Raw genomic sequence first — 13,335 nt, 5'->3', positions numbered from 1 at the left:
CGCCGCCGTCCCCGTCACGCGAACGCGTCGACCCCGGTGAGGTCGGCCGAGAGCCGCCACAGCCGGGCGGCCTGCTCCGGGTCGGCCGCCCACGCGCTGACCCCGCCGGCCAGCGCGGCGTCCGGCGCGGCGGGCTCGGCGACGTCGCAGTCCTCGCAGTACACGCCGCCGAGGCCGTCCAGCAGCGGGGACGTCGCCGCCCACACCTGCGTCGCGGCACCCTGCTCGGGCGTCTTCCACTCGGCGTCGATCGCGGCCGTCAGGTCGGTGAGCTCGTCGGCGGACATGTGGCGGCCCAGCGACGTGGCGATGGTGCCCGGATGCGCGGAGAACGCCCGCACGCCCGACGCGGCGCCGAGCGCGTCGAGGTGCACGGCGAACAGGGCGTTGGCGGTCTTGGCCTGCCCGTAGGCGAGCCACTTGTCGTACCCGCGCTCGAACCGCGTGTCGTCCCAGCGGATGCCCGAGAGCTGGTGGCCGTTGGACGACACCGAGACCACGCGGCCGCCGCCCTCGGCGATCGCCGGCCAGAGCCGGTTGACCAGCGCGTAGTGGCCGAGGTGGTTGGTGGCGAACTGGCCCTCCCAGCCGGGGCCGACGCGGAACTCCGGGCTCGCCATGATCCCGGCGTTGCCGATCATCAGGTCGATGGGGCGTCCGGAGGCGAGGAACCGCTCGGCGAAGGACCGCACGCTCCGCTGGTCCGCCAGGTCCAGCTCGTCCACCTCGACGCCGTCGATCCCCTCGGTCGCCTCCAGGGCGGCGGGCGGGCGCCGGGCGGGGACGACGACCCGCGCGCCCGCGCCGGCGAGGGCGCGGGTCGTCGCGAGGCCGAGCCCGGAGTGCCCGCCGGTGACGACGGCGAGCCGTCCCGTCAGGTCGACGCCCCGCAGGACGTCGTGGACGGTGCTGTGGAACCCGAGACCGGAGCCGATCTTGTGCTGTGGAGTGGCCATGGCCCGACGCTACGAACTGGAGCGCACTCCAGGTCAACCCGCCGCGACCGGGGCGGGGTCCGCGCCGGTCGCGGCGGGTGCCGGTCAGGGGACGGGCGCGGCCTCGATGACGGTGATCCCGTGCGCGCCGGTGCCGTGGGACGTGCGGGCGTAGCCGGCCCGGCCGAGCAGCGAGTCGTACTCGCGCAGGGTCCGCTCCCTGCCGCCGAGGAGCACCAGCATGGCCAGGTCGTTGACGACCGAGCGGAGGGTGCCGCCGGTGTCCTCGGCGACGCGTTCGATGACGAGGAGCCGCCCGTCCGGGGCGGACGCGGCGCGGCAGTTGCGCAGGATCGCCGCGGCCTGCTCGTCGTCCCAGTTGTGCAGGACGGCCTTGAGGACGTACAGGTCGGCCCCGGGCGGAACGGCGTCGAAGAAGCTCTCCGCCCTGACCTCGCACCGGTCGGAGACTCCGCGCGACTCCAGCGTGCGGCGCGTGTGGACGGCCATGGCCGGCAGGTCCACGGCGATCGCGCGGAGCCGCGGGTTTCGGACGAGCACCTGCGCGACCAGTTCGCCGTCGCCGGCGCCGAGATCCACCAGCAGCCGGGCGGCCGAGAAATCGTGGACCTCCAGAATGTCGGAAAGGTAATAGCCGGAGGACGAACCCATCGTTCGCGCGAAATGCGCCGCGTCCTCCGGCTGGGCGTCGAGGTATTCCCACAGGCCCTGGCCGTGCACGTTCTCGAAGGCGGGCGAGCCGGTGCGGACGGAGAATTCGAGCCCTCCCCACGCCTCGTACAGGCAGGTGCCCGACATGACGGCGTCCCCATGGAGGGACGATTCGCCGCCCGTTCGGAGCCCCGCGAAAGCGGGGTCGCCTGGTACGTTCCATCGCCGGATTCCCGCGCCAGTCCGAGTACGGCGAGCGCTTTCATCAGCCGCGCCATTCCGGAATGGTCGGCGTTCGCCTTGACCGCGAGTTCGGCCGCGGTCCTGGCCTCCTCGCCGAGCAGGTCGGGCAGGCCGAGCCGGACCGCGGTGGAGACGATCTGCGTGACGATATGGCCGTCGATCAGCTCGCCGAGCCTGTCGCGGGCGGCCCGTTCCGCCGCGTCCATCAGGTCCCGCCGGCGGCCGCGAGCGCTTCCTCCGCCCTGTCGGTGATCGGCCTGGACGCCACCTTCAGCGCGCGCCCCTCGCGCTCGATGAACGTGACCTCCGGCGACGGGCCGGCGGGGGAGAGGTGCACGGTGCGCTCCTCGGTCCAGCCCTCCAGCCTGAACTCCCCGCCGCCGATGTGGACGAGCCCGAAGCGCGGCTCGCCCTCGACCGACAGGACGAGGCGGTCGCCGTCGAGGTCCACGCTCGCGCCCAGGTTCCGCCCGGGGTCGGACTCGGGCGGGTCCGACCATTCGGGGAACGTCGCGGGCATCGGGAACGAGCAGCGGTAGGAGCGCAGCTCGGCCTCGTTCAGCGGCACGGGGTCCCTGGTGAACAGCACGTCGCTCCAGGGCATCTCCCGCCGGTAGTCCTCGGGGAACAGGTTCATGATCGCCGGGGTCGGCACGCAGTCGATCACCATGTGGACGCGCGGGACCGTTCCCTCGTTGCGCACCGAGTGCGGGCGGTCGAAGTCGGCGAACCACAGCCGCCCGGCGTCCCAGTGCCGCTCCACGCCGTCCACCACGACCCACGCGCCGGGATGGGTCGTGATCGGGATGTGCAGCCGGAGGCAGCCCCAGGGGTAGCTGGTCTTCAGGTCGCTGTGGGTGTGGCTCGACACGCCCGGCCCGAGCGAGATCAGCCGGACGCTGTGCAGGGGCGCGGGCAGGCTCGCCAGCACCTCCGCGTGGTACGGGCAGCGCGCGAGATGCGGGGTGTCGGCGTGGCGGTCGAGCCCGGCGCCGCCGGGATCGGTGCGCTCGGGGTCGCCGTTCGGGCCGCGCAGCGGAATGATCTTCCAGTCGATGTCGTGCTCGGGGCCGAGGCCGAGATGGTCGATCGGCTTGTTCAGCCGCCATTGGACGTCCCGGAGCCGCCGGACTTCGGCCGCGAGCCGTTCCGCGTCGAACTCGGCGTTCAGCGGAACCGCTCCGGGCAGGTCGCTCCATTCGCGGTTCCGCGCTGAGGTCTCCATATCGGCGCTCCTTTCGGACGGCTGCCGGGGGCGTTCCAGCGGGCGCCTGTCCGCCGTTTCGAGACGTTAGCACCAGGTTTCGGCGCCGAACGGCGGGCGGGAATGGCGAGGGCGCACCGTTATTGGCCGCCCGGCGTCCGAAAACGCCGTGCCGGACGGCAGGGCGGGGGAGATCCGGCTCAGCCGAAACGGGTCGCCCGGGACCGGCGCGGCGGCCGTTTCCCAGGAGTCACCAGCAAGATCATGAATGTTGAGGGAAGTCAATCGCGCCGCCTGGCCACATCAGGTGGTGGCCGCCGTAACCAAGATTCCTTAGCGTCGGGCCAGCCGTACAAGGCCCGCCGCGACCCGGTGGCGCCCGCTCCGAGCACAGAGGAAAACGTCCGTGCGAGAGAACCTGGCCGACGACCCGCTCCTCGCCCTGGGGGAACCGGACAACCTTGCCGACCCGTACCCCGCCTACCGGCGGATGCGCGAGCACGACCCCGTCCGCTGGCACGAGGGCCTCGGATCGTGGCTGCTGACCCGGCACGCCGACTGCTCGGCCGTGCTGCGCGACAGCGTCTCGTTCGGCTCCGACTTCCGCCGCGTCGGCGAGGAGACCCCCGCCCCGCTGCTCAGCATCCAGTCGCTGGACCCGCCCGAGCACACCGTCATCCGGCACTTCGTGGCCGACGCGTTCCGGGCGCAGGACTTCCGCGCGCAGGAGCGGTCCATCGCCGAACGGACCCGGCGCGGGCTGGCCGCACTGGGCGAGGGACCCGCCGACCTGGTGGCGGGGCTCGCCGAGCCGGTCGCGCTCGGCACCATCACCGAGTTCCTCGGCATCCCCGCGCCGGACCCGGAGTGGTTCGTGCCGATGTCGCACACCATCGCCGACGGGATGGACGCCGGGCTCTGGCCCGAGACCGACGAGCCCGCCGTCCGGGCGCGCGCCGAGCTCGCCGAGCTGGCCGGCGGCTGGCTGGACGATCCGCCCGCGCACGGCCTGGTCGGGTACGTGGCGTCGCGCGAGCTCCCGCCGGGCTTGGAACGCGCCGTTCTGCTGAACAGCCTCCGGGCGCTGCTGCACGCGGGGTTCGAGTCGTGCGCCCGGATGCTCGGCAACGCCCTGGCCGCGCTGCTCGCGCTGCCCGACGGCGTCGAGCGGTGGCGCCGCGCCGACCCCGCCCGCGCCGTGGACGAGCTGATCCGCTTCGACGCGCCGGTGCAGGCCGACGCGCGGGTGTGCGTCGCCGCGGCGACGGTCGGCGGGACGCCGATCGAGCCGGGCCAGGTGATGACGCTGCTGCTCGGCGCCGCCAACCGGGACCCCGCGCGGTTCGAGGACCCCGACGAGATCCGGTTCGACCGCGCGCCCAACCCGCACCTCGGGTTCGGCAGGGGGGCGCACGCGTGCGTCGGCTCCGCGCTCGCGGCGCTCCAGGCCCGCGTCGTGTTCGACGTCCTCGCCGAGGAGCGCCCCGGGACGGCCCTGGCCGCGCCGCCCCGCTTCCGCCGCAACCTCACGTTGCGCGGACCCTACGCCCTGGACGTGGAGCTGCGCTGATCGCGAGCGCGGCCCCGCCGTCCGCGCCAGAGGACCACACGAGGAGGTGCCCCATGCGTTACCGCCACTGAAACGCGCAAAGGACCGTACCAACGACCGCACGACGGCGATCCGGAGCGAAGGGGGTGCCGCAGATGCGTTACCGCCACTGAGCGAATGAGAGGTGGTCGCCGCGCCCGTCGGCGCGGCGGCCACCGCCCGCCGCCCCGTGCCCGTCCCTTCTGGAGGTTCCTTGCGCATCCCGCGTCTTCTCTCCCGGCGGACGGCGGCGTTCGCCGGCATCGCCGGCCTGCTGCTCGCCACCGCCGCGCCGCCCGGCGCCTCGGCCGCGCCCCGGACCGGCGACCGCTGGCTCGCGGACGCCCTCCAGCGTTCGGTGAACGGCGACAGCGCCTTCCGCCACGTCCGGGCCTGGCAGCGGGCGGCCGACACGAGCGGCGGCACGCGCGCCACGGGGACGCCCGGCTTCGCCAAGTCCGCCCGGTACCTGACCGACCGGCTCAGGCGGGCGGGCTACACCGTCCGCAGCCAGCCCGTCCCGTACGAGGACTTCGCGGTCGACGCGGAGAAGGCGGCGCAGACCGCGCCGGCCCGGCGCGACCTCCGCGTCTACGCGATGCGGTGGGCCAAGCCCACACCGGTCGGCGGGTTCGAGGCCCCGGTCGTCTTCCCCGACCTCAGCGACGCCACCCCCGGCTGCCAGCCGGAGGACTACGCGGGCCGGCGCGTCGCCGGCGCGATCGTGGTCGTACCGCGCCTCTACGACGCCTGCCGCTGGGCGGAACAGCAGAAGGTCGTGGCGGCGCTCGGCGCCCGCGCGATGCTGCTGTACGAGCGCACGCCCGAGCCCACCCACCTGTGGCGCACCACCGTCTTCGACCGGGCGGGCGTGACGATCCCCACCGGCGACATCACCCAGCGCGAGGCGGAGCAGCTCGCCGCGCAGCCGCCGGGAACGGTCCGGCTGCACCTGGATTTGCGCGGCCACACCGCGTCCGGCACCACCGAGAACCTCTTCGCCGAGACCCGCGGAGGCCGCGCCGACCGCACCGTGATGACCGGCGCGCACCTCGACAGCGTCGCGGACGGGCCGGGCATCAACGACAACGCCACCAGCGCCGCCGCGCTGCTGGAGGTCGCGCTGCGGCTCGCCCCGCACCAGGACCGCGTCCGCAACAAGGTGCGCTTCGCGTGGTGGGGCGCCGAGGAACTCGTGGACGTCGGGTCGTACCACTACGTCGGGAGCCTGACCCCGCAGGAGCGCGCGTCGATCGCGCTGTACCTCAACTACGAGCTCATCGCGTCGCCCAACTTCGCCCGGTTCATCATCGACGGCGACGACAGCGACCACGGCGGGACCGGCGGCCCCGCCGGGCCTCCGGGCTCGGGCGCGGTCGAGGCCGCCCTCACCGGCTACTTCTCCGGCAACCGCCTGCCGTACGAGCTGGAGGACCTCTCGGCGGTCGGTTCCGACCAGCAGCCGTTCGTGGAGGCGGGCATCCCCGTCGGCGGGATGGACGGCGGCGTGATGGGCATCAAGACCGAGGCCGAGGCGCGCCGGTACGGCGGGCGCGCGGGCCAGATGTACGACCCGTGCTACCACCAGCCCTGCGACCGGGCCGAGGGCGTCGACCGGCGCGCGTTCGCCGAGAACGTCCGCGCGATCGGATGGGTGACCGGCCGGTTCGCGCTCGACGTGGAGGACGTCGCCGCCCTGCGCCGCTGACCGTGCGCCCGGCCTGACGTGCGACCGGCCTGGCGTGCGCCGGGCCCGGCCGGGCGTCCGGCCGCGTTCAGACCGTGCCGCGGTCGATGATGCGCGGCCGGGCGTCGGGGTTGTCGGCGAGCCAGGGCAACTCGGCGATGTGGCGCTCCACGACGGGCCGGTACAGGTCGTGGAAGCTGCGGTGCAGGATGTCGATCTCGCCGGTGGTCACCGCTGAGGTGCGCCAGCGCAGGACGCGGTGGCTGTCGGTGGCGTGCCCGGCGAGCGCGACGACCGCGACCCCGTCGGCGGGCCGCCAGATGGGCGCGACCAGCGCGACGGCGAGCCCGGCGGCGACGAACCCGGTCATGCCGTTCACGTCCACGTCGTGGTAGCAGAAGTGCGGGGTGAAGCCGGCGGCCTCGCAGGCGGCGCGCAGCGTGGCGATGCCGCCGTCGTCGCCGCCCTGCGGCGGGATCCACGACTCGCCGGCGAGCTCCTCCAGGGCGACGCGGCGGCGTCCGGCGAGCGGGTGGGAGGCGGACAGCGCGACGCCGCACGGCTCGATGGTGATGACGCGTTCGGCCGTTCCCGGCGGGCACGGCGGCGCGTGGTGGTCGCCGACCCGGCCCATGAACGCGACGTCGAGCCGGTCGTTCGCCAGCAGGTGGGTGAGCACGGCGCCCGAGTAGTCCAGGGTGGCGCTGACCGCGCGCTGGAGCGGCTCGTCCCGCAGCCGCCGGAGCCACTCGCCGAGCAGGATGGTCGGATGCGTGCCGAGCCGCAGGTCGGCGCGCTCGCCGTCGCGGGCGATCGCGAGCAGGTCGTCGGCCTCCGCGAGCATCGTGCGGGACCGGGCGAGCACCCGCCGCCCGAGCGCGGTCGGCGTGACGCCGCCGGGCCCCCGGACGAACAGCGGCCCGCCGAACGCCCGCTCGATGCGGCGGAGCTGCGCGCTGAGCGTGGGCTGGGAGACGCCCAGGCCCGCGGCGGCGCGCGTGATGCTGCCCTCCTCCGCCAGCCGGTTGAGGATCCTCAGATGCCGCAGCTCGACCTGCATAGCCCGGAAGCTATGCCCAGTTGCGAGGTGCCGCAAGAGTCATCCGATGTCAGTCTCGGCGCAGCAGGCACGACGGTCGCGCGCCTGGCCCGGTGCGTCCCTCCGAATCCCCCGCCGGACCCTCCCCCCCGCACCGGGCCGGGCGTGAAGCGGCGGCCAACGTCGCCCCGCCGCTTCGACGCGGTGCTCGCGCCTGGGCCGCCGTCCCCTCCTCCCGGGGGACGGCGGCAACCCCCGCATCGATGGAGGCAGCCGCCGTGAAACCCGGACCCCCGTGATGGCCGTCCCGGCCTCCCGCCCTCCGGCCAGGGCGCTGCCGCGCCACCGGTGACGTGCCTGGCCCGGCGGGCCTCTACCGGGGACAGACGCCCGCCGGGCCAGGTGCCCACTCCGCCCCCAGAGGAGGTGCACCGTGTTCAGACCGCCCCGCATCCTGCCGTTGGCGATCCCGCTGCTGGCCCTCGCGCTGGTCCCGCCGAGCGCGATGGCGAGCACCGCCGCCCAGCCCCCCGCCGCCACCGCGCAAGCCCCCGCCGCCGCCGCCCAGCCCGCCGCCGCGCAGCCCGCCGCCGCGCCGACCGCGAAGCCCAAGGTCGACGCCGCGGGCGAACGCAAGGCCAAGGACGTCTCGCTGCGCTACTCGTCCACCGCCCGCTCCACCCGCGTCACTCTGCGCGAGCCCGGCTCCAGCTACATCAAGGTGCACTTCGCATCGGTACGGCTCGTCCCCGGTGACCGGATCACGGTCGCCGACCCGTCCGGCCGCGAGGTGCACACCTACCACGGCGACCCGACGAAGGGCGCGGCCCGCGGCGACTCCCCGTACACCGTCCACGGCGGGACGGGCTTCGCCGCGATGTCCGTCGAGGGCGACACGGCCGTGGTCACGCTGCACTCCGCCGCCGTGCGCCGCGACGCCGCGGGACTGGCCCGGCAGGGGTACGGCGCGCGCGTCGACTCGTACTTCCGCGGCTTCACCGAGGCCGAGCACGCCGCCGCCAACCCGCGCCCGTTCAGCGTCTGCGGCGCCGACGGCCGCCGCGACGTGGCCTGCTACCAGACCAGCCACCCCACCGAGTACGCCCGCTCCAACGCCGTCGCCCGCCAGCTCCTCAACGGCCTCGGCTACTGCACCGCGTGGCGCGTCGGCGACACCAACCGGATGCTCACCAACCAGCACTGCATGGAGAGCGCCGCCGACCTCAGGGCGAGCGAGTTCCAGTTCGACTACCAGTGCGCCACGTGCGGCGGCAACGACCCGCGCCCCGGCACCAAGGTCAGCGGCCTCGAACTGGTCAAGTCCAGCTCGCTCCAGGCCCTGGACTACGCCCTGTTCTCCGTCAACGGCTTCGACACGATCCAGCGGTACGGCACCCTGTACCTGGACGCCCGCGAGCCCACCGCCGCCGAGCGCATCTACATCCCCGGCCACGGCGACATCAAGCCGAAGCGCCTGTCCCTCTACGAGGAGCGGGACGGCGGCGCGTACTGCAAGATCGACAACGTGGCGGCCGGCGTGAACACCGGCTACCGCTGCGACTCCTCGGGCGGCAACTCCGGCTCCCCGGTCCTCGCCGCGTCCTCCCACAAGGTGATCGCCCTGCACCACCTCGGCGGCTGCCCCAACTGGGGGACCCGCATCAGCCTGATCTACAAGGAGATCTCCGGCCTCATCGACAACGGCCGCTGACCGCCGCGACCGAGCCGTCCGCCCGGACCGCCGTACCCTCGGACCGCTGGACCGCCGCCGGAAGGGGGCTCACGGGACGAACACGATCCGGCCGTCGCCCTTCGCGCCCGTCCACGCCTCGGCGACGCCGGAGAGCGGAACGGTCTCCACGTCGAGGACCAGCTCGCCCGCGACCGCCTGGTGGAGAAGGTCGGCGAAAGCCTCCGCGCTCTCCGCGAGGGAAGCCCGTCCGCCCCGGCCGCTGCCGACCAGGTGGACGGGCGCCTTGCGCAGCGTCATGGCGGGCAGCGTCGCGTTCTCCCCGGCGGCCATGCCGACGAGGATGTGGCGGATCGGCCGCGCGGGATCGTTCACGCGCATCAGCGCGTCGAACAGCGCCTCCGCCGGAGGGCTCCACAGATAGTCGACGACCAGGTCGTACGGGCCCTCGGCCGCGATGGCGTCGGCCAACTCGCCGTGCGGGCGGTCGACGCCGATCGCGGCGTCGGCGCCGCGCGCCACCAGCTCGTCGAGGACGCGCCGGTCGCGTCCGGCGGCGACGACGCGCGCGCCGCGCCGTTTCGCCACGTGGGCGGCGACGCGGCCGGACGCGCCGGTCGCCCCGAGCACGAGCACCGTCTGCCCGGCGGACAGCCCGCCCTCGGCGACCACGGTCTTCCACGCGGCCATCCCGGGGTTGAGCAGCGCCGCGGCCGTCACGTCGTCGGCCCCCTCCGGGACGGGCAGCCACATGCCCTCGCGGACCACCGTCCGTTCGGCCATCCCGCCGTAGGGCGCCCGCGGGGCGAAGAAGGCCACCCGCGTGCCGTCCTCCAGCCGCCCGACGCCGTCGAGCCCGGCCACGTGGGGGAACGAGGCCGGGGCGTAGTGGACGCCGTCGGCCATCAGGCGGTCGGACGGCTTCAGCGCCGCCGCCGCCACGGTCACGACCGCCTCACCGGCGCCCGCCTCCGGCGCGGGGAACGCCTCGTACCGCGGGGCCCGGCCGACGCGGTGCAGGACGGCGGCGTGGATCTGCTGCGTGCTCACCGGTGGCTCCCTCGTCCGCCTCGTCCGCCGCGGGCGCTCAGGCCCGAACCGATCCGCCCATTATGGACGGATCGCGATCAACGAGGACCGGGGGCGGGAGGCGCCCGCCGCGGGCCGTGCCCGGGGCCGGGCCCCGATGTTTGTGACCGGCTGGTCATAGGCCGGGTTCCCGCCCTACGCTGGCCGCGAAGCGCACACAGCGGCCGTCCCGCAGGCCGCCTCAGCGGGAGGACTCCGTTGCCCTCACCAGCCCCGTCCGCCGCCGCCATGGCGCGCGCGGCCACCGCCGCCGCCGAACGGTTCGCCGCCCTGGTGGAATCGGTCCCCGACCCCGCGGCGCCGATCCCCGCCACACCGCCCTGGACCGTCACCGACGTGTTCGGCCACGTGGCGATGGAACCCGGCCGCTACCGCGACCTCGCGCTCGGCGGCGGCGAGTGGCCGTCCACCGCCGCCGGCCTTCCGGCGTTCAACGACGCGCAGATCGCCGGCCTGCCCAACCGCGACATCGGCGAGCTGGCCGCCGTTCTGCGCCGGGACCTCCAAGCCTTCCTCGAAACGATCGAGGAGCAGGACCCGGAGCGGCTCATGATGTTCGACGGCGACCAGCGCATCCGCGCCGACCGTTCGCTCGGGACGCTGATCGCCGAGTTCGTCGTCCACGGCCACGACATCGCCCGCGCGACGGGGCGTCCCTGGCCCATCGACCCGGCCCTGGTGCCCATGATCCTCACGGGCCTGCACCAGGTCATGCCCGGATGGGTCGACCGCGGCAGCGTCGGCGGCCACACCGCGACCTACCAGATCCGGCTCCGCGGCGGCCCGACGCACGTCTACCGCTTCCGCGCCGGTGAACTGTCCATCGACCCGCCCGAGCCCGGCCGCATCGACGTGCGCGTCTCCGCCGACCCCGTCACCTGGCTGCTGCTCAGCTACGGGCGCGTCGCGCCCTGGCGGCCCGCGCTCACCGGCAAGGTCTTCGCCTACGGACGGCGTCCCTGGCTCGCCCCGCGCCTGACCGCCAACTTCCTGCCCGCCTGACCTTCACGCCCCGGCCTTCGGCCGAGCGCGGGCGCATAACCGAAACCGATGCCCGCGCTTATGACCGCGGGCCCGCCGCCGCCTCCACACTGCGGGCGCACGCTTCGCCGACCCTCCGGACCTGGGACCCCGGAGCCGCGTGGTCCGCCGAAGCGCGGACTCCCCCCGCACCGCTGGAGGCTACACGTGAGAACCAGTCAGAGATTCAAGAGGCTCCTGCCGGCGTCGTTCGCCCTCGCGCTCGGCCTGGGCCTCGTCCACGCGACCGTCCCGCCGGTGAACGCCGCGCCGAGGCCCGCGAGCATCGCGCCGAAGCCGCCGAACGCCGCGCCGAAGCCGCCGCCGCCCGCCCTCTCCGGCGGCGAACGGCACGTCCGGAAATCCCCGCTGCCCGCGAAGGACCGGCCGCCGCTGCCCGCCTCCGCGGACGGCCTGCGGCGCGACCTCGGCAAGCCCCCGGCGGCGTCGGAGCACCGGCGGCCGTCGATGGCACGAGGCGCCGCGAAGGCCGCGCCGTCCTGCGACCCGAGCGACTTCGCGAGCCGTTCGGGAAGCGCGCTCGTCCAGCAGATCAAGGCGTCGGCGACCGACTGCGTCAACACGCTGTTCAGCCTGACCGGCCAGAACGCCTACGGCGCGTTCCGCGAAGCGCAGATGGTCACCGTCGCCTACGCGCTGCGCGACAACGCGGTGAACTATCCGGGGGACAACCGCACGAGCACCGCGCAACTGGTGCTTTACCTGCGCGCCGGTTACTACGTCCAGTGGTATTACCCGTCCACCGTGGGGACGTACGGCCCGGCGCTGAAGACCGCCATCCAATCGGGATTGGACGCGTACTTCGGCAATTCCCGCTCCGCCACCGTCAGCGACGCCAACGGCGAGGTCCTCGCCGAAGCGGTCACGCTGATCGACAGCGCCCAGGAGAACGACCGCTACCTCTACGTCGTCAAAAGGCTGCTCAACGGCTACAACGGCTCGTACGACCCGTACTGGTGGATGCTCAACGCGGTCAACAACGTCTACACCGTGCTCTTCCGCGGCCATCAGGTGCCCGCTTTCGTGACGGCCGTCCAGGCGGATCCGAGCGTTCTCGACACGCTGAGCCGGTTCGCCGGAGCCCACCTCACCCTTCTCGGTACGGACCGTAGTTATCTGGTGTCCAACGCCGGACGCGAACTCGGCCGCTTCCTCCAGCACTCGACGCTGCGGGCCAAAGTGCGTCCCCTGGCGAAGGGGCTGCTCGGAAAGAGCCGGATCACCGGACCGACCGCCCCGCTGTGGGTCGGCGTGGCGGAGATGACGGACGCCTTCGACCAGGCCGCCTGCTCTTATTACGACACCTGCGACCTCCAGCGCAGGCTCGCCGAGAGCGTCCTGACCGTCGACCACGCCTGCGGCCCCAGCATCAGGATCCGGGCGCAGGACATGACGGCGCGCGAACTGTCGGACACTTGCGCGAGCCTGGCGAACCAGGACGCCTATTTCCACGGCCTCGTGAAGGACGGGAACAGGCCGGTCGCGAACGACCGCAACACCACCATCGAGGTCTGCGTCTTCGACTCCAGCACCGACTACCAGACGTACGCGGGCGCGATGTTCGGCATCGACACCAACAACGGCGGCATGTACTTGGAAGGCGACCCCGCCGCCGCGGGCAACCAGCCGAGGTTCATCGCCTACGAGGCGGAATGGACGCGGCCCGCGTTCCAGATCTGGAACCTCAACCACGAGTACACCCATTACCTCGACGGCCGGTTCGACATGTACGGCGACTTCGACGCCAACATCGCCACGCCGACGGTCTGGTGGATCGAGGGCTTCGCCGAATACGTCTCGTACTCCTACCGGAAGGTGGCCAACGACTCCGCGATCGCCGAGGCCGCCAAGGGCACCTACGCCCTCAGCACGCTGTGGGACACCACGTACTCCCATGACACGACCCGCGTCTACTACTGGGGCTACCTGGCGGCGCGGTACATGTTCGAAAGGCATCCGGGCGACATCGCCACCGTTCTCGGCCATTACCGAACGGGCGACTGGAACGCCGCCCGCACGTTCCTGACCCGCACGATCGGGAGCCGCTACGACGGCGACTGGCGTGCGTGGCTGGCGGCCTGCGCCTCCGGCGCGTGCGCCAAGACCCAGGCGCCCGGACGCTGATCCCCTCCATCGCCGGGACCGGA

The 13,335-nt window shown here is 73.7% G+C and carries 10 protein-coding genes and 1 pseudogene; 5 read left to right on the top strand and 6 right to left on the bottom strand.

Annotated features, from left to right (window positions below):
* Positions 1 to 14: 14 nt before the first annotated feature.
* The 4 genes and pseudogenes from GEV43_RS46090 to GEV43_RS46075 all read right to left on the bottom strand — a co-directional run bounded on the left by GEV43_RS46090 (position 15) and on the right by GEV43_RS46075 (position 3,075).
* Positions 15 to 956, bottom strand: a complete 942-nt coding sequence (locus tag GEV43_RS46090; protein WP_160826865.1) for an SDR family NAD(P)-dependent oxidoreductase — start codon at positions 954 to 956, stop codon at positions 15 to 17.
* A gap of 84 nt (positions 957 to 1,040) precedes the next feature.
* Positions 1,041 to 1,754, bottom strand: coding sequence for a methyltransferase (locus GEV43_RS46085; RefSeq protein WP_160826864.1), 714 nt, complete (start codon positions 1,752 to 1,754; stop codon positions 1,041 to 1,043).
* Between the two features lie 56 nt (positions 1,755 to 1,810).
* Positions 1,811 to 2,056 (bottom strand): annotated as a pseudogene (locus tag GEV43_RS56900) (methyltransferase dimerization domain-containing protein); the annotation flags it as partial.
* A complete protein-coding gene (locus GEV43_RS46075; protein WP_160826863.1) occupies positions 2,056 to 3,075 on the bottom strand; it encodes an aspartyl/asparaginyl beta-hydroxylase domain-containing protein in 1,020 nt (339 codons plus the stop codon). The gene GEV43_RS46075 and the pseudogene GEV43_RS56900, both read right to left, overlap by 1 nt.
* Positions 3,076 to 3,460: 385 nt before the next feature.
* Between GEV43_RS46075 and GEV43_RS55780 the strand changes: the two genes are divergently transcribed.
* Both GEV43_RS55780 and GEV43_RS46065 read left to right on the top strand, forming a co-directional pair.
* Positions 3,461 to 4,624: a cytochrome P450 gene (locus tag GEV43_RS55780; protein ID WP_160826862.1), complete on the top strand. Its 1,164-nt coding sequence runs from the start codon at positions 3,461 to 3,463 to the stop codon at positions 4,622 to 4,624.
* Between the two features lie 232 nt (positions 4,625 to 4,856).
* The gene (locus GEV43_RS46065) at positions 4,857 to 6,350 is read left to right on the top strand and encodes a M28 family peptidase (RefSeq protein WP_160826861.1); all 1,494 of its coding nucleotides are present in this window, start codon (positions 4,857 to 4,859) and stop codon (positions 6,348 to 6,350) included.
* A 67-nt stretch (positions 6,351 to 6,417) separates the two neighbouring features.
* Here the strand turns inward: GEV43_RS46065 and GEV43_RS46060 are convergent, their stop codons facing one another.
* On the bottom strand, positions 6,418 to 7,389 hold the full coding sequence (locus GEV43_RS46060) for a LysR family transcriptional regulator (RefSeq protein ID WP_160826860.1): 972 nt from the start codon (positions 7,387 to 7,389) through the stop codon (positions 6,418 to 6,420).
* Positions 7,390 to 7,801: 412 nt separating this feature from the next.
* Here GEV43_RS46060 and GEV43_RS54445 point away from each other — a divergent pair, with 412 nt between their 5' ends.
* Entirely contained in the window at positions 7,802 to 9,079 is a 1,278-nt protein-coding gene (locus tag GEV43_RS54445) for a serine protease (RefSeq protein ID WP_206681752.1), read from the top strand.
* A 69-nt stretch (positions 9,080 to 9,148) separates the two neighbouring features.
* Here GEV43_RS54445 and GEV43_RS46050 read toward each other — a convergent pair whose 3' ends face one another.
* Entirely contained in the window at positions 9,149 to 10,108 is a 960-nt protein-coding gene (locus GEV43_RS46050) for a zinc-binding alcohol dehydrogenase family protein (RefSeq protein ID WP_160826859.1), read from the bottom strand.
* A gap of 237 nt (positions 10,109 to 10,345) precedes the next feature.
* Here GEV43_RS46050 and GEV43_RS46045 point away from each other — a divergent pair, with 237 nt between their 5' ends.
* Positions 10,346 to 11,149 carry a maleylpyruvate isomerase family mycothiol-dependent enzyme gene (locus GEV43_RS46045; RefSeq protein ID WP_206681751.1) on the top strand — a complete coding sequence of 268 codons (804 nt, stop codon included), beginning with the start codon at positions 10,346 to 10,348 and terminating at the stop codon, positions 11,147 to 11,149.
* A 186-nt stretch (positions 11,150 to 11,335) separates the two neighbouring features.
* Positions 11,336 to 13,312, top strand: coding sequence for a collagenase (locus GEV43_RS46040; RefSeq protein WP_309240349.1), 1,977 nt, complete (start codon positions 11,336 to 11,338; stop codon positions 13,310 to 13,312).
* The last annotated feature ends 23 nt before the right edge of the window (positions 13,313 to 13,335 follow it).

Origin of the sequence: Actinomadura sp. J1-007 (assembly GCF_009793335.1) — a bacterium.
GTDB classification, from domain to species: Bacteria; Actinomycetota; Actinomycetes; order Streptosporangiales; family Streptosporangiaceae; genus Spirillospora; species Spirillospora yumaensis.
This window is presented reverse-complemented; position numbering and strand designations above follow the sequence as displayed.